This is a genomic window from Paenibacillus terrae HPL-003, assembly GCF_000235585.1.
Lineage (GTDB): Bacteria > Bacillota > Bacilli > Paenibacillales > Paenibacillaceae > Paenibacillus > Paenibacillus terrae_B.
On the sequence record NC_016641.1, the window covers coordinates 4,660,582 to 4,679,785 of the forward strand.

General features: G+C 51.0%; 20 protein-coding genes. All 20 read right to left on the reverse strand.

The annotated features are described in order from the left end of the window. Positions 1 to 12 precede the first annotated feature (12 nt). The 20 genes from HPL003_RS20895 to HPL003_RS20990 all read right to left on the reverse strand — a co-directional run bounded on the left by HPL003_RS20895 (position 13) and on the right by HPL003_RS20990 (position 19,150). The gene (locus HPL003_RS20895) at positions 13 to 1,260 is read right to left on the reverse strand and encodes an MFS transporter (protein WP_014281750.1); all 1,248 of its coding nucleotides are present in this window, start codon (positions 1,258 to 1,260) and stop codon (positions 13 to 15) included. Next, positions 1,257 to 2,027, reverse strand: coding sequence for an MBL fold metallo-hydrolase (locus HPL003_RS20900; RefSeq protein ID WP_014281751.1), 771 nt, complete (start codon positions 2,025 to 2,027; stop codon positions 1,257 to 1,259). The genes HPL003_RS20895 and HPL003_RS20900 overlap by 4 nt, the downstream gene beginning before the upstream one ends. Positions 2,028 to 2,058: 31 nt before the next feature. Then, positions 2,059 to 2,751 (reverse strand): phosphonate C-P lyase system protein PhnL, encoded by a 693-nt coding sequence (gene phnL / locus HPL003_RS20905; protein WP_043922476.1) that lies wholly within the window; start codon positions 2,749 to 2,751, stop codon positions 2,059 to 2,061. 203 nt (positions 2,752 to 2,954) lie between these two features. Continuing rightward, positions 2,955 to 3,773 (reverse strand): ATP-binding cassette domain-containing protein, encoded by an 819-nt coding sequence (locus HPL003_RS20910; protein WP_014281753.1) that lies wholly within the window; start codon positions 3,771 to 3,773, stop codon positions 2,955 to 2,957. Next, positions 3,770 to 4,645, reverse strand: a complete 876-nt coding sequence (locus HPL003_RS20915) for an alpha-D-ribose 1-methylphosphonate 5-phosphate C-P-lyase PhnJ (protein WP_043922843.1) — start codon at positions 4,643 to 4,645, stop codon at positions 3,770 to 3,772. Before HPL003_RS20915 ends, HPL003_RS20910 begins: the two co-directional genes overlap by 4 nt. Next, the gene (locus tag HPL003_RS20920) at positions 4,626 to 5,774 is read right to left on the reverse strand and encodes a carbon-phosphorus lyase complex subunit PhnI (protein WP_014281755.1); all 1,149 of its coding nucleotides are present in this window, start codon (positions 5,772 to 5,774) and stop codon (positions 4,626 to 4,628) included. Before HPL003_RS20920 ends, HPL003_RS20915 begins: the two co-directional genes overlap by 20 nt. After that, positions 5,756 to 6,409: a phosphonate C-P lyase system protein PhnH gene (gene phnH / locus HPL003_RS20925; RefSeq protein ID WP_014281756.1), complete on the reverse strand. Its 654-nt coding sequence runs from the start codon at positions 6,407 to 6,409 to the stop codon at positions 5,756 to 5,758. Before phnH ends, HPL003_RS20920 begins: the two co-directional genes overlap by 19 nt. Continuing rightward, positions 6,399 to 6,836, reverse strand: a complete 438-nt coding sequence (gene phnG / locus HPL003_RS20930) for a phosphonate C-P lyase system protein PhnG (RefSeq protein WP_014281757.1) — start codon at positions 6,834 to 6,836, stop codon at positions 6,399 to 6,401. Before phnG ends, phnH begins: the two co-directional genes overlap by 11 nt. Beyond that, a complete protein-coding gene (locus tag HPL003_RS20935) occupies positions 6,833 to 7,906 on the reverse strand; it encodes a cysteine protease StiP family protein (protein WP_014281758.1) in 1,074 nt (357 codons plus the stop codon). Before HPL003_RS20935 ends, phnG begins: the two co-directional genes overlap by 4 nt. Positions 7,907 to 7,953: 47 nt before the next feature. Then, a complete protein-coding gene (locus HPL003_RS20940) occupies positions 7,954 to 8,421 on the reverse strand; it encodes a GNAT family N-acetyltransferase (RefSeq protein WP_014281759.1) in 468 nt (155 codons plus the stop codon). A 32-nt stretch (positions 8,422 to 8,453) separates the two neighbouring features. Next, positions 8,454 to 9,716 (reverse strand): ABC transporter substrate-binding protein, encoded by a 1,263-nt coding sequence (locus tag HPL003_RS20945; RefSeq protein ID WP_014281760.1) that lies wholly within the window; start codon positions 9,714 to 9,716, stop codon positions 8,454 to 8,456. A 12-nt stretch (positions 9,717 to 9,728) separates the two neighbouring features. Continuing rightward, positions 9,729 to 10,847 (reverse strand): cysteine protease StiP domain-containing protein, encoded by a 1,119-nt coding sequence (locus HPL003_RS20950; protein WP_014281761.1) that lies wholly within the window; start codon positions 10,845 to 10,847, stop codon positions 9,729 to 9,731. 19 nt (positions 10,848 to 10,866) lie between these two features. Next, positions 10,867 to 12,141, reverse strand: a complete 1,275-nt coding sequence (locus HPL003_RS20955) for an ABC transporter substrate-binding protein (RefSeq protein WP_014281762.1) — start codon at positions 12,139 to 12,141, stop codon at positions 10,867 to 10,869. Between the two features lie 31 nt (positions 12,142 to 12,172). Continuing rightward, positions 12,173 to 13,549 carry an MmgE/PrpD family protein gene (locus HPL003_RS20960; RefSeq protein ID WP_014281763.1) on the reverse strand — a complete coding sequence of 459 codons (1,377 nt, stop codon included), beginning with the start codon at positions 13,547 to 13,549 and terminating at the stop codon, positions 12,173 to 12,175. A gap of 15 nt (positions 13,550 to 13,564) precedes the next feature. Beyond that, on the reverse strand, positions 13,565 to 14,392 hold the full coding sequence (locus HPL003_RS20965) for a carbohydrate ABC transporter permease (protein ID WP_014281764.1): 828 nt from the start codon (positions 14,390 to 14,392) through the stop codon (positions 13,565 to 13,567). Positions 14,393 to 14,416: 24 nt separating this feature from the next. Then, positions 14,417 to 15,346, reverse strand: coding sequence for a carbohydrate ABC transporter permease (locus tag HPL003_RS20970; RefSeq protein ID WP_014281765.1), 930 nt, complete (start codon positions 15,344 to 15,346; stop codon positions 14,417 to 14,419). 28 nt (positions 15,347 to 15,374) lie between these two features. Beyond that, entirely contained in the window at positions 15,375 to 16,103 is a 729-nt protein-coding gene (locus HPL003_RS20975; protein WP_014281766.1) for a GntR family transcriptional regulator, read from the reverse strand. 299 nt (positions 16,104 to 16,402) lie between these two features. Next, positions 16,403 to 16,933, reverse strand: coding sequence for an inositol monophosphatase family protein (locus HPL003_RS27090; RefSeq protein WP_014281767.1), 531 nt, complete (start codon positions 16,931 to 16,933; stop codon positions 16,403 to 16,405). A 418-nt stretch (positions 16,934 to 17,351) separates the two neighbouring features. After that, a complete protein-coding gene (locus HPL003_RS20985) occupies positions 17,352 to 18,029 on the reverse strand; it encodes an ABC transporter ATP-binding protein (protein WP_014281768.1) in 678 nt (225 codons plus the stop codon). Next, positions 18,026 to 19,150: an ABC transporter permease gene (locus tag HPL003_RS20990; RefSeq protein ID WP_014281769.1), complete on the reverse strand. Its 1,125-nt coding sequence runs from the start codon at positions 19,148 to 19,150 to the stop codon at positions 18,026 to 18,028. Before HPL003_RS20990 ends, HPL003_RS20985 begins: the two co-directional genes overlap by 4 nt. Positions 19,151 to 19,204 lie beyond the last annotated feature (54 nt).

The following is a 19,204-nucleotide window of genomic DNA, read 5'->3' on the forward strand; positions in this document are numbered from 1 at the left end:
CTTCTTTCTCTATTAATTCCGTTGCTCTATGAAACTATTTTCGTTCGTGCTTCTCTTCGGCAGGAGTATACCCGTTACGATCAGGAGTACTCCCGCCACGAGAAAAATCCATTGGGTTTGGAACAGTCCCCCGATGATACCGCCAAGCAAAGCGCCGAACATTGCGCCAAGCTGATTGGCGCTGGTCGTCAAGCCAAACGCCCGTCCCTGAAACGTTGTACTGGAGCTGCGCACAATCATGATGCTGGCGGAAGGCGCGATGCCGGCTACGAACAAGCCGAAGAGGAATTGCACCGCAACGAATAACCATAAGGCATGGACAGTGAATTGCAGAATGGCGACACCCCCGGATAGCAGCAGGCAAACGGTCAAAATTCGTTCGACTCCGAAACGCTCGCCTGCACGCCCCCACCAAGGGGGAGCGATCATTTCCGCGATCCCGATCAAAAACAAAATGAAGCCTGAAGTAAGCACAACACCTTCCAGATTTCCCTGCAGATGCGCAATATGGAGGGAAAGCAATGGCTGCATCATATTGAGGCTGCAATGCAGGACGAGCATCAACCCGAGCGCCAGCAGCAGCGATCGGTTATGCACTACGGCCTTCAGATCCCCGACAACACGGAAGGCAGAATCGGGGTTTGGTCGGCTTTCTTCCATTACGCCGAACCATACGGCAACCGTTGCGGCAAAGATGAGCAATGCGGAAACAAGAAATGAAGTTCTCATCCCGAAGATGGCGGATAACGCGCCGCCCAGCAATGGTCCACAAACGCTTCCCGCCATTGCCCCCGCCTGCATCAAGCCTAGGCTCCATCCCATCCGTTCCCGTGGTACGGCCGAGGCGACAATCGCCATAGAAGCCGGTACGAATCCGCCGACACATCCGTGCAGCAGCCTGACCGCAACCAATTGCCATGGCGATTGGACGAAAGCCATCAAACTGTACACGACCGCGAGACTGATACCGGCCCGAATGACCATCTTTCTCCTGCCGAAGCGGTCGGCAAGCGATCCCCATAGTGGAGCCATAAGTGCGCTGACCAAAAAGGCAGCCGCATAGACAACGCCCGACCAACCGTCGAGCTGGTCCGCCGGCACTCCCAGATCGAACAGAAATAATGGCAAGAACGATACGACCATCGTATAGCTGGCGCCGCATAAAAACAGACCGATTCCTAAAACCCACATCGCCTTTTGCCACTTTTCCATTCGTACCCGCTTACGGATCACTGTCGAAGCCTTCGTTTTCCGTATCAAATTAAGTAGACTGCCTCTGTGGAAGCCAGATCGACCGCACCAGGAAATGCGGCTTTGGCGCTTGTCCAATTGCGTGCCTGGTCTGCCCGGCTCGTGCCGAAGTGGGTCAAAATCAGCCGATGGACAGAAGCTTGGGCAGCGATCTGCCCGGCTTGCGTACCAGTCAAATGCCCGTGGTCCGTCGTCATGTCGTTCTCATAAGCAAAAGTGGATTCGCAAATGAGCAAGTCGGCATGCTGCGCATGCGTGATCAATTCGTCATAATAGCCCGTATCCGCCGTATATACCAGCGTTTTCGTCCCATTCGTCACGCGCGGCGAATAGCAGGGACCGGGATGCCGCGTCTGCTGAAACGTAACACGTAAGGTGCCGATGTCTAAGGCGTCCTCCGGCTTATAGGCAATAACATCGAACGTCATGCCGAAGCGGTCGCGATTGCCGAACAGCAGTTGATCGACGTCCGCCAGCACCTGCTTCCCGTTTGCTTCCGGCACGTACAGTTTGATCTTCTTCCACGGCTTTCCTTGCAATTGTGTCAGGAAGCAGAGGGAAGTGTATGGCACCAGATCCAGGTAATGGTCCGCGTGCATATGAGAGATTACGATGCCGTCGAGCTGCTGGGCCAAATTGGACTTCTGCAGCAAGGACAATGCCCCGGAGCCACAATCCAGCAGTAATCGTGTATCCCCATCGGCAATCAAATACGACGAAGTCGCCCCTCCTTCCATAGGTGCTCCTGCCCAGTGTCCCAATATCTTCAATTCCATCGTCAATCGCTCCTTTATCGCTTATCTCCCGTCAGGAGGTTGTTAGAGTTGGTTGCAGGTCCAGCACCTGATCGGCTATTTGTTGCATCATATCCAGGTCGTGAAACACACCGATCATCGTCGTCCCCTGTTTTTTCATTTCCTGCAAAAGAGAAATCACGTTCGCCTTGGAGCGAGGGTCGAGAGAAGCGGTAGGTTCGTCCAAAATCAGCAACCGGGGCCGAACGATCAAAGCTCGCGCCAGGTTGACCCGCTGCTGCTCTCCGCCACTGAAAGTGGTTGGATACGCCCGCCACAGTGAACGCGGAATGTTCAGCGCGGCCAGCAATTCTTCGGCTTGCCGGTGCGCCGTCTCTTCCGCCTGTCCGGCAAGCAGCGCCCGTTCAGCAACGATATCCAGTGTCGGAATACGCGGGATAACCCGCAAGAACTGGGAGACGTATCCGATCTCTTCTTGCCGAAGTCGGCTCACGATCCGCTCGGACGCCTGAGCCAGATCGATCTCCCCGTAGCGGGAGGAGCGGAACAGAATAGCTCCGCTTGATGGCAAATAAGTACGGTAGATGCATTTGAGAATCGAGGATTTTCCGACACCGCTCGTTCCCTTAATACCGAGAAATTCACCCTCGGCAACGGAAAAAGACAATTCCCGCACGGGCGCTACCGTCATCCTTTCATGGAGAGAGAGCGTGAATGATTTTGACAGTGATTGCACGTTTAACATAAGAATCAGTCCCTTCCTTAAAGTGCGAGTTCAAAAAGTCAGATTTTCAGGACCGAGAAGGTTAGATGAAGCTAGGGACTGAGTAGCGGAGCGTACGTTCTGGGTACGTGAGCAACGGAAGGCCCGGCTGAATTCAAGATTCGACGTCGAGTCCTCTTCATTGAACCCCTTCGTCTTGGAAAGATGACTTTTTGAACTACCTCTTAAAGTGCGGAATGCACCAGCAGCTGCGTATACGGATGCTGCGGGTCTTCCAACACCTGGTCCGTCAGACCTTGCTCGATGATGCGGCCCTGCCGCATGACGAGCGTCCGATCCGCTAGCATGCGGATCACCCCGAAATCGTGCGATACAACCAGCATCGCGACCTGAAGCTCACGCTGAAGTTCCCGGATCAGATCGAGTACTTTCGCTTGTACGGAAAGATCAAGCCCGGTCGTCACTTCATCGAGCAGGAGCAACGGCGGACGATTCGCGAGCGCCTTGGCGATCTGCACCCGCTGCTGCATACCGCCGCTGAATTGCTTCGGCGGCTCGTCCATCCGAGCTGGCACAATTTCCATTCTGCCGAGCAATTCCGCCGCCCGTTTACGAATGGTCCCGACATGGTAGCAGTCCGCCGCCAACAATTTTTCGGCGATATTGCCACTGCTGGAAATCGCCATTTTCAAACCCAAATGCGGATTTTGGTACACCATACCGAGCAGATGATCGCGAATATATCGCTTGCTTTGATCGGACTCCTGCAGCAAATTGCGTGAGCCCTCGTAATAAGTGGACAAGTACATTTCCCCGGTCGTTGCCGGTTCATCGAAATTCAGGCAGCGAATGAGCGTGCTTTTGCCCGAACCACTTTCGCCCACAATACCGAGAATTTCGCCCGGATACAGCTCGAAGTCGATGTCGGCACAACCCACACTGTTCCCGTAATTTTTGCTTAATCCCTTCACCACCATCAACGGCTGATCGGCCTTATCGAAAAACGCTGATGATGATTCCGAATGTATCGCTTGCACGGTCATTTCAGCACCCCCTTCGCTATCCCGCGTTCGCGTTGTTTGCGGCAATAATTCGTGTCGGAGCATTGGTGCTGTTTGGCTCCCGTCGCCTCGTCGATCACCTCATCCATGAGCGTATGGCTGCTTCCGCACCATCGGCACGTATAACCGCGCTCCGTGTCTGCCTCAAAAGGATAATCCTCGAATTGAATCGGCACGACGTCGGTATAGGGAGGAACCGCATAAATTTTCTTTTCCCGTCCGGCGCCGAAGATCGTCAAATGCTCGGCGTGATGCAATTTAGGCGTATCTTGACACGGAATCGGACTAGGAGACATCAGGTAACGGTCATGCACCATCACCGGATAATCCATCGTGATCGTAATTGTCCCCCAGCGCACGATCTGCTCGTACAGCCGCAGCCACATCGAGCTGTAGTCGCGGGAAGCCTGCTGGCGCCGGGTCACTTCTTCCCGCGGCTCCACTCTGCTCAGCGGCTCCGGCTTCGGTGTCTGCAAAATGAGGAGCTGATCTTCCCGCAACGGTTCCTCCGGGATGCGGTGCCGGCTTTGGATCAGCGTGGCAAGCGCGGTATCTTCCGTCGTCTCGATCCCGGCCGTATGCTCCACGAGGCGGCGAATGTTAACGGCGTTGACACTGTCATCGCTTCCCTGATCGATCACCTTCAGCACATCGTGACGGCCCAGATGGGCGAGCGTCAGTTGCAGGCCACCCGTTCCGTAGCCTTTGGCGATCGGCAAATCCCGAGAAGCGAACGGTACCTGATGCCCCGGGAGAGCAATCGCCTTTAACGTTTTGCGGCGGATTTCACGTTTCGAGCCTTCGTCGAGAAAGGCAAAGTTGTACGTCTGATCGCTAAACCTCCTGCTTGTCATCTGTTGCAATCGTCTCTGCCTCCTTGGCTTGCATTTTTTCCCTGACGCGTTCCACTTGTTCCAGCTTCGTTTGAAAGCCGACATAATGCGGCATGTTCAGATGGTAGATGATACCGCCAGAGTCCAGCCCGTCGATATGCTTAAGTACAAACTCTTCGTCTTCAGACGGGGCCGTTCCACCTTTCTCCAAGCTATACTCCAGGATGGCCATCGCGATCGCTTTCTGCTCGTTATGGCCGAAGCAGAGCCCGAACCCCGTTTCCAGGACGATCTGGCCGGAAGCCGGGTCCTGATGGAACGAATTGACGGTCTCCACCTCTGTCAGCAGCAGCTCGCCGATGTACACGCCGTCTTCGTCTTCCTCCTCCTCCTCCGCATACGGGTGGGGAAGATAAGCCGGCACGTAGCCGACCCGCGTCTCCCCGATCGTCGCATGGGCGGTGCCGAAGCCGCGCAAGTTGCTATAAGCCAGCGAGACCAACACGCCGGTTTCGCCCCGCGTGAGTGCCTGCAGACGAGCGGAGCGGACGGACGGGAAGTGGATGTTGTCCCGTGTAATGTCGAAAGGCTCCTCTTCCGTCGCTTCGTCCACCTCTTCTAGGGACGCTACCCAACCTTCCTGCCGCAGCCGCTCCAGAATACGCTCGAAGGAGGCGGATTCCGCCGGTGCGGACAGCTCTTCTTGAAACTCCCGCAGGAAAGCATCAATCGTTTCGCTCCCCTCCTCGCGAAGCTGAACATCGAGCAGACGATGCGTGTAGTCACGCGTCGGACCGAGGATTTGCCCGCCCGGAATGTCGCGGAAGGACGCGGAGATGCGGCGAATGATGCGCATCCGGTCCGTATCAAGCGTCAGTGTCGTATGGTTGCGCTGCAGTGTCGATCGATACGAACGCAGCAGGAAAGCCGCTTCGTACGGATCGCCTTCGGCCTGCTTCAGGGCGATCGCGGCGAATTCCGGCGCGTATAATCCGCCTTCGCTCATCACCCGGTCGATCAGCAGCCGGAACTGCCCGACAAGTTGCTGACTATCAAGCGGCTCATTGGCGTCCTTCAAGCGGTAATACTGGACGAGACGAGCCGCTTGTTCGATCGCCTCTCTCCCGCCGGTTACAGTGACATAGCCCATTCCTGGTTCTCCTCCTTGATCTTGGTCGTTCGTGGCAGCGCCAAAATATGTCCGTGCCGGTCATAGGCAATCAGATCAATCCCGAGCGGATATTCGGCGTTCAGCCGCTTCCTCTCCACCATCCAGATGGGTGAAAGTCCCGCCGCATCGAAGCCGACCTGGTCATTAATGCCCGGCCCCGCCGCGATCCACATCGCCTGATCGACGGGGGCCTCCGACAGTTCGTTCACCTGGACGATCAGCGTAGCGCCAAGTTCGGGTTCCGGCAGCGTGCCGCAACGAAGCTGCCCGGTGATCGTGCGGATTTCCGCTTCGCCCAGATCCCCGTCGGCGAATACATAGTCCGCCCCTGCCGGATCGGTCGGCCGGCTCATCGTCTGGCCCCGAATTGCGGTAACGAGCGCTTCCCCGGTCTTCAGGCGAGACGCGAAGCGAACTGTGCCATCCAGCAGCGTCAGGGCAATCGCGAGTCCCGTCCGGTCTGCGAACGCCGGCAATGGCAATTGGCCGGCTTGCTCCCGTATCGATCCGACCGTACCCGGCCGAGCCATCGCTTGCAGTAAAATTCGGTACACCCCTATAGTATCGTGAACAGAATCGAATCCTTCGTCGATGTGCCGATCATCATTTGTCATTCGTATTCTCCTCCTTGGTGGCGAAGTCGACTTTCGTCCGCAGGGAAGCGGCCAATTGTTCCTGGTGTCTGCGTTCGATTCTTCGTTCTTCTTCCAGCAGGGCATCGCTCCATGCCGACGTGATCGGCAGCCGGGCGCGATAAGCCGCATCCACGACCGCCAGCGCGTATGCCTTGTCCAGATCTTCCCCGATCATCGTACCAAAGCCGTAACGATTCTCGATGGAAACGGTGCATTCCGTCAGCAGCACCTCGCCCAGGTAAAACGGATGCCGGGTAACCAAATCCCGGGCTTTCGACATTGCCAGACTTTTCATCGGCGGCTTTTCAATCCGTATGGGGTACCGCTCTTCGACCTGCGTGGCGAATTGAATCAGCAAGTCGCGATCCCCTTCCACCAGAATCCGTGTTCTTTGTGACGTTCTCATACGCCTGCCTCCGGTTTGATGATTGCACAGCAGGCGAATGTCAGGTCAGGGTCGACCTCGACCGGAACGCCGCGCTCGGCCGCCAGATGCAGAATATGCCGGATATAAGGATCGTCCGGTCGTTTCACGAGCACTTTCCAAGGCGATTGGATCAATAAAACACGGGTCGTTTCGCCGACACCTGGTTTGAGGAATGTGTTGTCATCGATACCGTATTGGCGCATCAGCTCCTGTAAATTATGCAGTCCCTGCCATGTTTCTTTCATGTATTGCGGATTGGCGATCCACGCTTCCGCCTGGCGTCTTGCCTCTTCAGTGATGTGAGCAAATTCCGCTGCGATCGTATCGACGAAAACATGCGAAACATCGTCCTCGGCCCACTCCCGATAATATCTCGCACCATGGAAATCGCCCGGCCCGATCAAATCTTCCTGCATTACCGACTTGCTGATCAAGCCATTCACATGCGCATTCAGCAGCGCGCTCGGGATCAAAAAGTCGTCCCGAGTGCCAAATGTCGAGGAACAATGGCCGATATCGGCCAGAACGGCAATATCATCCTGCAAATTTGTGCCGTAAGTGGCATTGAAGGATTTAACCACATCGGTCAACACCCGGCGAGTAGCCCCTTTGCCCGTCCAACTATCGATAAATTGGATATGATAATCCGGATGACGCTGCAGCATGTAGATCAGTGCATTTTGATCAACATGCGGCCTTAGAATGGAAAAGCTATAGTGGGGCAGATCCACATCATGGACGAGTTGCAGATACCGTTTGATGAGCACCCCGATTGGGGTACCATCGCGCCGGATCGAAGCGAGTACCGTTCGCTCGCCGTGCCTTGCGTAGATCAACTCGGATACAATGCCTACCGTTAATGCAACCTTGCGGGCTTGCTCCTTCAATGTAGAATAAAACAGGTCCATATATGCTTTTGGCGGCGTATATTCATACACGTCCTCAATGGCATACTGCGACAGATCCTTGAGTAAAAACGTTACTTCTTCCGGCCGGTAACTCCCCATCGGAGCAGGCTCAGCTACATGACAGGCTAACAATGAATTCATTTGTCTGTTACTCCCTTTCACGCTATAGTCAACCTACACAACTTCACCTAATCGATCGTCAAAGCTTCATGCGGCTCATTGCCCTGCAATTGCTTTCTGAAAGCTTGCTGCATCTTTATATTTTCGTAGCCGATGTGGAGATAAAAGCTGTGCGCTTCGGCCCGCATTCCTCCCGACCGCAATCGAATCTCCCGAAAACCGCGAGCATTCGCCCAGTCTTCACAATACTGCATTAAGGTTGTGCCGATGCGGTTCCCTCGCTGATCTTGATCCACAACAAGTCCCGCAATTTCGATACAGGCCGGAACAGAGATGTAAAATCGTTCATGAGCGTGAATCCAGCCCGCAAGCCGGTCGTTCATGTCGGATACATAAACAATATGATCGTTTGCCGTCAATAGCTTTGATAGTCTGGAAGAAATGGTTCCAACGTCCGCCGGGTAACCCAATTGACCAGCAAGTCGAGCAATTTCCGGACTATCCGCAATCGTTGCTTCCCGATATGCGATTTGCAATGGTGCACCTCCTTCCCTGACTCCACCGTACGTTACTTCAGCAGTTCATTCGCCTGCGCCTCCGCATCCCTAAGAGCATCTTCTACTGTTTTCTGTTGGTTTATGGCCGCGGTAATATTATCTTGCAGCACGGTGTTCAATTTAACAGGATCCGTTCCAGGAAAGCTGTTCCACGGCACTGCATCCTTTACTTGCTCGTACGGTGTTTTCGACAATGGATTGTCCATGAGGAACGTTTGCATCCATTCCGGTTTTTCCAGCGCGCTTTCTCGACTCACCATACTGCCCGTTCCCTTGGCATAAATTGTCATGCTTTCAGGAGAAGCAAGAAATTTGATAAAATCCCAAGCTGCTTGCTGTTTTTTGTTATCTTTGGCCAGCATCATCACGCCGGCTCCGCCGATAGGCACTTGACGATAATTACCGTCTAAGGAGGGGAAAACAGCAGTGCTTAGCTCAATCGACTTTTGAGCGCTGTATTTGGCTATTCTTGATGACGAGGCGATGTATATGCCTACTTTTCCGGCCAAAAAGCTTTGTTCCGCTTGCGTTGTTGTCAAAAGCGGCATCGATTTGTCGGTATTCACCAAATCGACCCAATACTGCAAAGCTTTACGCCCCTCTACGGAATTGAATCCGACTTGCTTCGAATCCTTCATCATGTTTCCATGCGCTGTACCCAGCATCGTTTGGAACATCCAGTTTCCCGATGCGGCATATTCGAAATACACGCCGTATTGATCGTCATGGGTCATTTTTTTTGCGGCTTCACGAAGCTCATCCCATGTCTTCGGCGGATTTTTCGGATCCAAGTTAGATGCTCGCAACAGATTGTTATTGATATACATGATCGGTTCAGTGACTTGCATAGGAAGACTATACACTTGCCCATCCGGTCCTCTCCCTAGATCCAAAAGATTAGGGAAAAAATCGTTCAAATTATAGTTTTCCTGCTCAATGAACGATTGCAGCGGAACGACTGGAAAATTATCCAGCGCGAACTGATGATATCCATAGCCCATTCCAATCACATCCGGCAATTGCTTCGCGACAGTCAACGTCTGCAGCTTTTGAACAACCCCTTCATGATTGCCGGGGATGAAAGTAGCTTGTACCCGAACCTTATCCTGCGATTTGTTATATTCGTCGACGAGTTGATCAATAACATCTCCTGAAAAGCCATGGGCAAACTGGATTTCCACAACGTCGCCTGCTTCGGGAGATAAGTTGCTGCAACCGACGACTATACTTAAAATTGAAACGATAACCATAAGAATGATCCGTCTGTTTTTCATTGCGCATCTCCCTTATTGACGTTTAAAAAGCGCAAAGCATGAAAAGGATTGAGTTGACGTCGTTTCCACATCGATATTTCGCTCGTGTGCGAGCTGCAGAATGTGTTTCAAATTCGGATTATCCATTCGATCCACAAGAATCTTCCATGGATTGCGTTTCAATATGCCTTTTGTCGTCTCGGCGATACCTGGCGCTACCAGCTTACTGTCAGGAATGTTAAAGTCCTGTTGAATTTTTTGCACAACCTGGCGCCCCTGAAAGGTGGCCATCAATAGATCCGGATTTTTTGTCAGCCTGTCAGCCTGCTTCTTGGCTTCATCAGCTATTATGGAAAATTTGGAAGCCACCGTATCGACGAACACATTGGATACGTCTTGATCGGACCATTCGCTGTAATATTTTGCGCCGTGGAAATCCGTTGGTCCTACGAATTCATTGATTACACTTTTACTGATTAAGCCGGTAACCAACGCGTTCAACAAGGAACACGGCAATAAAAAATCATCCCTTGTTCCGTATAGGGGAGCGCTATGAGCTGGATCGGCGAGGACGGCCAGATCGCTTGACAGGCTAGTGCCGCACGTTTTATTGAACTCAGCGATGAATTGATGCAGAAGCTCGGAGGTCAACCCTTTGCCAGACCAGCCATCGATAAATTGAATATCGTAGCCGGGGTGCTGCTGGATCATATAGGTGAGGGCATTCCAATCCAGACCATGCGTTTTAAAGATCGAAAAGCTGTAATGAGGCAACTCGACTTGATGAATCGTCCTCAAATAACGCTTGACGAGAACTCCAATCGGTGTACCGGATCGACGTAAAGAAGCAAGCATCGTCTGCTGTCCCCGTTGCTGAATGATCAATTCCGATAGAATCCCTGCCGCCAGCGCAACCCGATCCGCCGACTCTTGAAGCGCAGTGTGAAACATATCCATATATTCCGCCGAGGGACGGTTTTCAACATAGAACGACTTTACAAAATGCTCATCTTCGACTCGTTCTTCCTGATCCAGCTCCGTAATCGCATAATCAGATAAATCTTTTAGCAAATAGGTTACATCCTGTGAGGGGTAACTCCCCATTGGTGTCGGTTCGGCTATAGGCTTGTCGAGCCATGTTGTCTTCGTCATTTCTGTAATCCTCCCTTTTTTATTTTAATAAGGCGTTCGCTTGCTTCTCCGCCTCTTGGAGCGCCGCATCCACCGACTTTTGATTCAGTAGAGCAGCTGAAATATGATCTTTCAGGATCGTCACGATTTTCGGACCATTCTCGCCGGGGAAGCCCTGCCATGGAATCATATCCCCCATTTGCTCGTACGGCGCTTGGAAGACAGGTTCCTTTTTCAGATAACCACCCATCAATTGATCTTGTTCCAAGGCGCTTTTGCGCGTGACCACATACCCGATCGATTGTGAAATTTTGGTGGTCGCCTCAGGGGAGGTCATGTACTTCATGAAATCCAATGCTGCTTTTTGTTTGCCCGGGTCTTGGGCAAGAATCATGATATTTCCGCCGCCGCCCGGAACTTTGCGCGGCTTGCCGTCCGTTGTAGGGAAAGCGGCCGTGCCCAAATCGAACTTTGCCTGTTGCTTGTACGTGACCAGATTGACGGCGGAGACGACAGACATGGCGATGTTGCCGGATAAAAAGCTTTGATCTGCCTGCTGCTTGCTCAAATTCGGCATCGTCTTGTCCACATTTTGCAAATCGTACAAATACTGCAGTGTCTTCCGTCCTTCCCCTGAGTTGAATCCGACGCTGGCGGCGTCTTTCATCAACTGTCCGCCGGCGGAGGCGAGCAAACCTTGGAATAACCAATTCCCCGTTGCATTGTAGTCGAAATAGACACCATATTGATCGCCATGCGTCAGTTTTTTCGCTGCCTCCCGGATTTCGCTCCAGGTCTGGGGCGGATGGTCAGGATCGAGCCCTGCCTCCCGGAATAAATCTTTGTTGATGAACATAATGGGTGAGCTCACCGCGAAGGGAAGTCCGTACAGCTTGCCATCGCTCCCCTTCGCCATGTCCAGCGTGCTTGGGAAAAAGTCCGATAGATCGTTAGTGCCTCCCTCCTGAAGACCTTCGAGCGGTGCGATTCCAAAGTTGTCGATCGCAAATTGCGTGTACGGAAATCCGTTCACGGTTACGTCTGGAAGCTGCCTGGACACGGCCCGGGTTTGCAGCTTCTCAATCATTTCATCCCAATTAGCGGCCAAGTAAACCGATTTGACGTGCACCTTGCTTTGCGACCGATTGTACTCCTCCGTCAATTTCTCAATGACATCGCTTTTGAAAATATGAGCAAATTCGATTTCTACCGGACCTTGATTGGATTGCTCCTGCGTTTCAGCATTCGGTTGCTTGCTGCAAGCAGTAACTACCAGGATGATCGCAACCATCCAAACGATACTCCACCGTTTCATCGCCTCTATCCCCCTACTTATGTGAAATCAATTATTGTGTGCATCCGGGCATCAACTGGTTGACGAACGGTGAAATGTCCTTCATCTTTTCCAGATGAAGAATGGAGTCCAGCATGTCGTCGACGCGAGCGGAAGAGTATTTGTCGTCCGCAAAACGCCTGAATCTCACGGCAAGCTCATCCGTTGTCCATGGATCGTCCCGACTGCCTTTCCCGTTCCATACGACCCGATTCAGTATCCGACCGTCCTGCAGATGGAGGTTCAACTCACTTCCCCAGTTTGCCGGATACGCCCGCGTGTATGTCTCGGAAGCAGAAACTTGCACCTTAGCGGCCAGTTCCAAGACACGGCGATCGCGAATCCGTTCTTCGGTAAACTGCGGAATGCCGACCTCGCCGTCGTACAGGGCAACGGCAATGCCGTACGGAATCGAAAGACCCGCCTCGGATACATTGCCGGGCTGCTGAACCATCCCGCACTGTTTTACGCCAATTTCATACGTAGACACGTCGATCTTCACAATCTCCTCCGGACGGAGGCGATATTCCCGGCGCAAGTCCAGGATGCCGTCGAGCGACATATGCATACTGCGGCAGCAAGGATACGGCTTGCGGACAACATCCATCAGATCATATCGTTGTCCGAGCTGGTCAACCACCGTATCCGCATTGAATTCATCGGACGTCATCTTGTATAAACCGCCATCGTCCGCCTCCAACACGGCGCGCGCACCCGTCATGCCGCCTAGAGCAAGCAACGCGGCTTTGATGCCACCTTCCGCAGCCCGGCCGGGATGAAACTTGATGCTGGTGGCACCATCTTGCTGGAACGCCCATGACCCGCCCGACTGCGATCCGGCAATCCCAAGCGCGTGTACGGTGCGCTCGGCATCCAGGCCGATGATTTTCGCCGCGCAGAGTGCAGCGCCGAATACGCCTACAGTGGAGGTCGCGTGCCACCCTTTCAGCCGATGAGAAGAAGCTCCAATACCTTTGCCGATACGGATGCCGGTCTCATAACCGGCCGCCAGAGCGGCGATCAGTTGCTTGCCCGAAATACGGTGCATCTCTCCCAATGCCAGAGCGACCGGCAGCATCACGGCACCTACATGCATTTTCGCCGACAGATGAACGTCATCCAGCCCAAGCGACATCGCCATCATGCCATTGATCAAGGATGCCGTCATGGCGGATGCCCGGCGGTCAGTTCCCCAGATGACGCAATCTGTGGAACTATCGTAGCGCTTGAGCGCTTCGATGCTGCCTTGTACGTTCGGTTCGGAAGCTGCGCCGATCGCTACTCCCAGCGTATCGAGCACCTGCTCTTTTGTTTTGGCAATCACCTCCTTCGGCAAATCCTCGTACGACAAAGGAGCGAAAAAATGTGCCAATCGGGTTGTAATTGTCATGCCTTTCCCTCCCATTCAACCTTTGAGTCCGCTATTGGCGAAGCCTTCGACAAAACTCTTCTGCGCCAGCATGAAGAGAACCAGTACAGGCAGCATGGATAGCGTGGCAGCAGCCATCGTCGGAACGTATTCCAACGACGATTCCTGACGGAACTGCACAAGTGCCAGCGGCAGCGGCTGCAGCGATTTTTCCGTCAAAATTAACAACGGCCATTGAAAGTCGTTCCAAGTCCCGATGAACAAGATGATGGTCAAGGCGCCCAGTACAGGACCGATCAAGCGCAGATATACATGCCACAATGTGCCTGCAGCCGAACAACCGTCGATAATGGAGGCCTCGCCCAATTCGCGTGGAACTGTCAGAAAGGCTTGTCTGAGCAAAAAGATCGCATAGCCGCTGGCCATATGCGGAACGATGACGCCTGCGAACGTGTTCAGCCAGTTCAATTCATTCACAATAATATAGGTCGGCACCATCGTGACCTGGTTCGGCATCATCATCGTCAAGAGCACGAAGAAGAACAACACCTCTCTACCACGAAACCGAAAATGAGCAAATGCATAGGCTGCCAATATACTGATGACCAGCTGGCCAGCCACCTGCAACGAAGACAGAACGACGCTGTTATACAGCCATTGGAAGAACGGCATATCACGGAATACGCGGACGTAGCCGTCGAGACGAAAAGTATCGGGCCACATTAGAGGGCCGGAGAAAACCTCGCCTTCCGTTTTGAATGAAGTCATGATCATCCATATAAGGGGCAGTAACGTTAGAACGGCAAGCGCCAGTAAAATGCCGTGTTTCACAATCTCTTCAAGGTACCGCCTCTGCCAAGTCAAACAGTTCCCTCCTCGCTCAGCAAGCTATTGATAATGGACCACTTTTTGTCCGATTTTTAATTGCAGGACGGTCAACGCACCGACAGCAATCAGGAACATCGTGGAGGAAGCCGCGGCGGCTCCGATGTCGAAAAACTGGAACGCTTCCTGATAAATCTGGTACACGATGACATTCGTCGCATTGTTCGGCCCGCCGTGTGTCGTGATCTGAATCGTCGCAAATACCTGGAACGAGGACAGAATGTTCATCACGACGATAAAGAACGTAACGGGAGACAACAGCGGAATCGTCACGTACACCATTTGCTGCAAGCGGCTGGCACCATCGATCGACGCGGCTTCATATAACGACCGATCGATCGCCTTTCTGCCCGAAATATAGAGAATCATGTTGTAGCCAAAATGCTTCCATATCCCGATGACCGCCAAAGCCCCGAGTGCCAACTTCGGATCGTTAAGCCAGTTCCCTCCCTTTAGTCCGACAAAGGACAGCAATCGATTGACCATGCCGATATCGGGGTTATACATCAGGTCCCACACAATACTGATAATGGATATGGAGCTGACCACGGGAAGATAAAACACCAGTCGATACATCTGCTTGCCGCGCCATATATTTTCAATCAGCAGCGCCAGCAGGAAACCAATCAAGATGGAAAGCGGCACCGTATACAGGACATACAAGACGGTGTTCCAAATCGCTTTCCAAAACACTTCGCTTTTCAGTAAACTCACATAATTGGACATACCGACAAACGTTTTGGTCGGGCTGATCATATTCCAACGATGAAAACTGAGATAAAGCGAATAAAAGAAAGGGGCCACGAAGAACACCAAATATAGGACAAGCGCTGGTAACAGAAACCAATAGGCCGTCATCTTCCCCCATCGCAGCCGCCTGGCAGCCCTTTTTGCTCCGGTCGGCTTGGAAGTTAATTCCGCGATATGTTCCATTGCATGCCTCCTCGTTGAATCGTATTCGCTAATTTTCCGTGTTTTCAAAATCGATTACATATTGACAACGGTCTCCGCGGGCACGCCCAATCACCATCGTCGCCGGCGTTCCATCCGGATGACCTCGAACGGATATGCTTTGTACGATCGGTATCTCTTGTGAAATCTCAAGCAACTCCGCTTCCCGCTCCGTCGGCATACGCGCTTCAATGATCGTAAATTTGCGCGATAGATTTGTTTTATGCAGATCGAAAAGTAAATTAGAAAAAGATGGGGAATCAGATAAATAGGTTTCGATCTCTGGAAAATTTTTTTCCGGATAGCTTGCCGTAGCTAGATTTAATGGCGCTGTTCCTGAAAATCGCAATGTTTCCACACGGTATACCTTATCTTGCATCGTCAGCTTCAAGTTCTCCCGTTCGGCCGTGGTAGGCTCGTCCAAACACCACTCTACCAAATGCGTAACAGGCTGGTCTCCGTTCAGAAACCGGGTATCTTCAAATCGGGTAAGTACGCTTGTCACTACTGGAGGCCTCTTATTCGCGTAACAACCTTTTCCTTGAACGGGAACAACCCAGCCGAGATTTTCCAATCGAGTGAGGGCACGTCTGACCACGTTCCGATCGACTCGAAAACGTTCGACAAGTTGATGCTGCGAGGGCACCTTTTGTCCAGGAAGAATTTCATTATTCTTGATTTGTTGGATGATATATTCGGCGATTTTCAGATGATCCTGAATGTGTTCCTGATGTCTCATATCCTCCCTCCTTTCCTCGCATTCACTGTAACTTGGTACCAAGTAGAGATGGTTTTCGGAATGTAAAATCTGTTATAAAAAATTGTTAATTATGTGGCTTACGGGTCTTTTTCTGCATAAAAAAACCATCCGCTGGTTTCCATTGGATGGCTCGTGCAATCGGTAAATATACTAAACGTTATGTATACAAAATTGTCTTGGAAATATTTAATATTTCCTGATGAAGGTCCTTACCGGCCGCAAGAATACTACTACCTAACAGATATGTATTAATCGGCTCTCCGTTTAAACAAGTAATTTTACCACCTGCTTCTTCCTATATAACTTTCTTCACCCATAATTGTGTGATGAGGAAAGTCTTCCTTTATTCGTTGTACTACCATTTGCTCATTTTGGCGGTCTACGAATGTAACTAATTCTTTATGCGATGCTTTCGAACCTGCATCAATATGTCCTTCTAAGTGCCGCAAACTGTTTTTTCCTGTCTCGATGACACATTCTTTGAGAACGCGAAGGTATTGTTTAGACATTTCTTGAACCGCTTCTGGGTGCTCTCTTAAATAATCCCAAAATGCAAGATGTCGTTCAATCTCAGTGCTTCCAACTTGAAAAATATGAACATGATGAGTTCGACTGTTCTCACCCTTTGGTTCATATCCGATTTCTTTCATGAATTGATTGTGTTGATCGACCAATTTGAAGTCATTAACGACAGGCATGATATCGATGACTGGCTTTGCTTCTAATCCCGAGACAGACGTACTGCCATGTGGCGAATGGGACCAATTATTCGCCGAAGTTAAGCCGCAGTTTGGTTGCTGCTTCCTCATACATCCAAGCCCATTGCTTGTTGTATGGCGTTACTTCAACTTTTCTCATAACCAACTTCCCGACTTTGTTTTGATTAATGCATCCAGTAATTACGGAGACTCGACATTATTCTACCCATTAGTTGAGCGCCCGAGAAGATTATGTTCAACGACTATTTATCGACAGTTGGATGAGTAATGAAAACCCAAAATAAAGGTGAATTACACCTCAATTCCAAAGTCAAATTGTATTCAGCTTCATCAAAAGAGCTAAACCCTTGATAATAAAGGATTTAGCTCTTATTGTTGTTAATCACAACTAAATGTAAAACATCTATCCTTGCATATCTACAAGCAGCTAGTTAAAGCCACCTTTTTGCCTCCATCATTTCGCATTGCTGATGGTAGAGTTCCGAGATGATCAAAAGCTGAGGCTTTTTTATTTTTGGATCAACTTTCCCCCCTCAAGGAAAAGAACGCGATCACAAAGCGGCAGCACTCGTTCATCATGTGTTACAATAACCGCGCTCTTTCTTTGAAGTTTTACTTGCTTCGCAATCATACTTACTATATCCAGCCCACGTGACGCATCTAAACTGGCCGTTGGTTCATCTGCGAAAAGGACAGCAGGGTCGTTCATTAGGGCTCTTGCGATAGCGACCCGCTGCCGCTCACCCCCTGAAAGTTTCTCGGGGTATGCATTTAGTCGATGAGACAACCCTACCCTATCGAGCAACTCTTTGGCCCGCTCAACCGCCTGCGCTTTCTTCATTCCAGATAGTTTGGCTACCAGCAACAACTGTTCTTTTACTTTCAAATAGGGAACTAAATTGGCGCTCTGAAATATAAAGCCAATTTTGCGAAGTCGCAGTTCTGAAAGACCCTGCTTAGTTTTTCCAAAGATGGACTCACCGTCAAGCAGAACATCTCCACTCGTTGGTTCAAGCAGTGCCCCAGCTATGGACAAAAATGTACTTTTACCCGAACCTGACGGGCCCATAACCGCGACAAGTTCGCATTCAGCCACCTCAAGGTCTAACTTATCCAGAACGATTCTTTCTGTGCCGCCATCTTCAAAAGAATGTGTAATTTCCTTCAATTCAAGTCTGTTTCTCATGCCATAGTCCTCCCAATTGCATCCAAAGCATCAATTTTAGTGACTTTCCATACCGAAAATAGTGACCCGACTAAAGACATTGCTATAAAAATCAAACAAGTAAACAGCAATGTGGAATATTCTAATTGAAAAGGCATGGAGCTTGGCAAAATGGACTTAAAAAGCTGAATCAACACGACACTAATAGACAAACTGCCAACAGATAAAACAAACACCTGCAATGCCACACTCCCGGCTAAATAAGCTGTACGTGTGCCAATGGCTTTCAATATCCCGAATTGACTGGTTTTCTGAATCGTGATGACATAAAAAAATACGGCTAATACAAAAGCAGAGATAACAAACAAGAATGCAATCATCATCATTAGTGAGCCCTGCTCTTCTTTATATCCGGGGATTGCCGAAACAGCCTCGGATTTGGTAATGACTTCTGAATTAGGCAACGCATCCTGAAGCTCCGTAACTTTTTCCGGCACAGCTTTGATAGCAATGGCATTGAATACTATGCTGCTTGCCGGATCGGCTCCTTGACGAGTCGTTGCCTGCGCTTGTAGCTCAACCCAATCCTGCTTGTTTAAGAAAACAGCCGGTGTATGGCTGAAAGACTCGTTTTTGACAAATCCGTCCACAATCCATTTCGTTCCCGAAGCCTGATCTTCAATTGTTGTCCCAATCTTCACACCATAATCAACCATGGTCTGGTCAACGAGAACACGCCCTTTTACCTCCTCCGAAAGGGGTGATCCATCCGTTACTTTTGACGCTAACCAACCTCCCGGGTTAATGGCAAGCAAAGTAACGTCAACCTTTTCCGTGCCTCCTGTCGGAATGACTGTCGCCATTCTCACACCAAGCGGCTCCGCATTATCTGCGCCTGCGATTTGGGCGGCTTCTTGAAGCAGATTTTGATCGATATGAGACCGGGTAAAACGGTGATTGGAGTCCTGCTCCATGATAAAATGAGTTGCAGGCATATTCTTAACAGAAGCCGCGTTATCATACGCAAGCCCTTGGGCCAAGCCAGTAACGAACAAGACAAGAAATGCTACGAGTACCATAATCGTAGCAATTAGCAAATACCGAGCCCTAGCAAATCTCATTTCACGAATAGCTAAAAACATTTATGTTTCCCTCCTTTGTTATGACCAAAGTATAGGAAGTGAAAATGAACAGTA

What these genes read in the sequence shown, in the direction of transcription:
- HPL003_RS20900 (WP_014281751.1), bottom strand. Translation starts at nt 2,027, where the DNA reads ATGGAATTGAAGATATTGGGACACTGGGCAGGAGCACCTATGGAAGGA.
- phnL (WP_043922476.1), bottom strand. Translation starts at nt 2,751, where the DNA reads ATGTTAAACGTGCAATCACTGTCAAAATCATTCACGCTCTCTCTCCAT.
- HPL003_RS20910 (WP_014281753.1), bottom strand. Translation starts at nt 3,773, where the DNA reads ATGACCGTGCAAGCGATACATTCGGAATCATCATCAGCGTTTTTCGAT.
- HPL003_RS20915 (WP_043922843.1), bottom strand. Translation starts at nt 4,645, where the DNA reads ATGACAAGCAGGAGGTTTAGCGATCAGACGTACAACTTTGCCTTTCTC.
- HPL003_RS20920 (WP_014281755.1), bottom strand. Translation starts at nt 5,774, where the DNA reads ATGGGCTATGTCACTGTAACCGGCGGGAGAGAGGCGATCGAACAAGCG.
- phnH (WP_014281756.1), bottom strand. Translation starts at nt 6,409, where the DNA reads ATGACAAATGATGATCGGCACATCGACGAAGGATTCGATTCTGTTCAC.
- phnG (WP_014281757.1), bottom strand. Translation starts at nt 6,836, where the DNA reads ATGAGAACGTCACAAAGAACACGGATTCTGGTGGAAGGGGATCGCGAC.
- HPL003_RS20935 (WP_014281758.1), bottom strand. Translation starts at nt 7,906, where the DNA reads ATGAATTCATTGTTAGCCTGTCATGTAGCTGAGCCTGCTCCGATGGGG.
- HPL003_RS20945 (WP_014281760.1), bottom strand. Translation starts at nt 9,716, where the DNA reads ATGAAAAACAGACGGATCATTCTTATGGTTATCGTTTCAATTTTAAGT.
- HPL003_RS20950 (WP_014281761.1), bottom strand. Translation starts at nt 10,847, where the DNA reads ATGACGAAGACAACATGGCTCGACAAGCCTATAGCCGAACCGACACCA.
- HPL003_RS20955 (WP_014281762.1), bottom strand. Translation starts at nt 12,141, where the DNA reads ATGAAACGGTGGAGTATCGTTTGGATGGTTGCGATCATCCTGGTAGTT.
- HPL003_RS20960 (WP_014281763.1), bottom strand. Translation starts at nt 13,549, where the DNA reads ATGACAATTACAACCCGATTGGCACATTTTTTCGCTCCTTTGTCGTAC.
- HPL003_RS20970 (WP_014281765.1), bottom strand. Translation starts at nt 15,346, where the DNA reads ATGGAACATATCGCGGAATTAACTTCCAAGCCGACCGGAGCAAAAAGG.
- HPL003_RS20975 (WP_014281766.1), bottom strand. Translation starts at nt 16,103, where the DNA reads ATGAGACATCAGGAACACATTCAGGATCATCTGAAAATCGCCGAATAT.
- HPL003_RS27090 (WP_014281767.1), bottom strand. Translation starts at nt 16,933, where the DNA reads ATGAGGAAGCAGCAACCAAACTGCGGCTTAACTTCGGCGAATAATTGG.
- HPL003_RS20985 (WP_014281768.1), bottom strand. Translation starts at nt 18,029, where the DNA reads ATGAGAAACAGACTTGAATTGAAGGAAATTACACATTCTTTTGAAGAT.
- HPL003_RS20990 (WP_014281769.1), bottom strand. Translation starts at nt 19,150, where the DNA reads ATGTTTTTAGCTATTCGTGAAATGAGATTTGCTAGGGCTCGGTATTTG.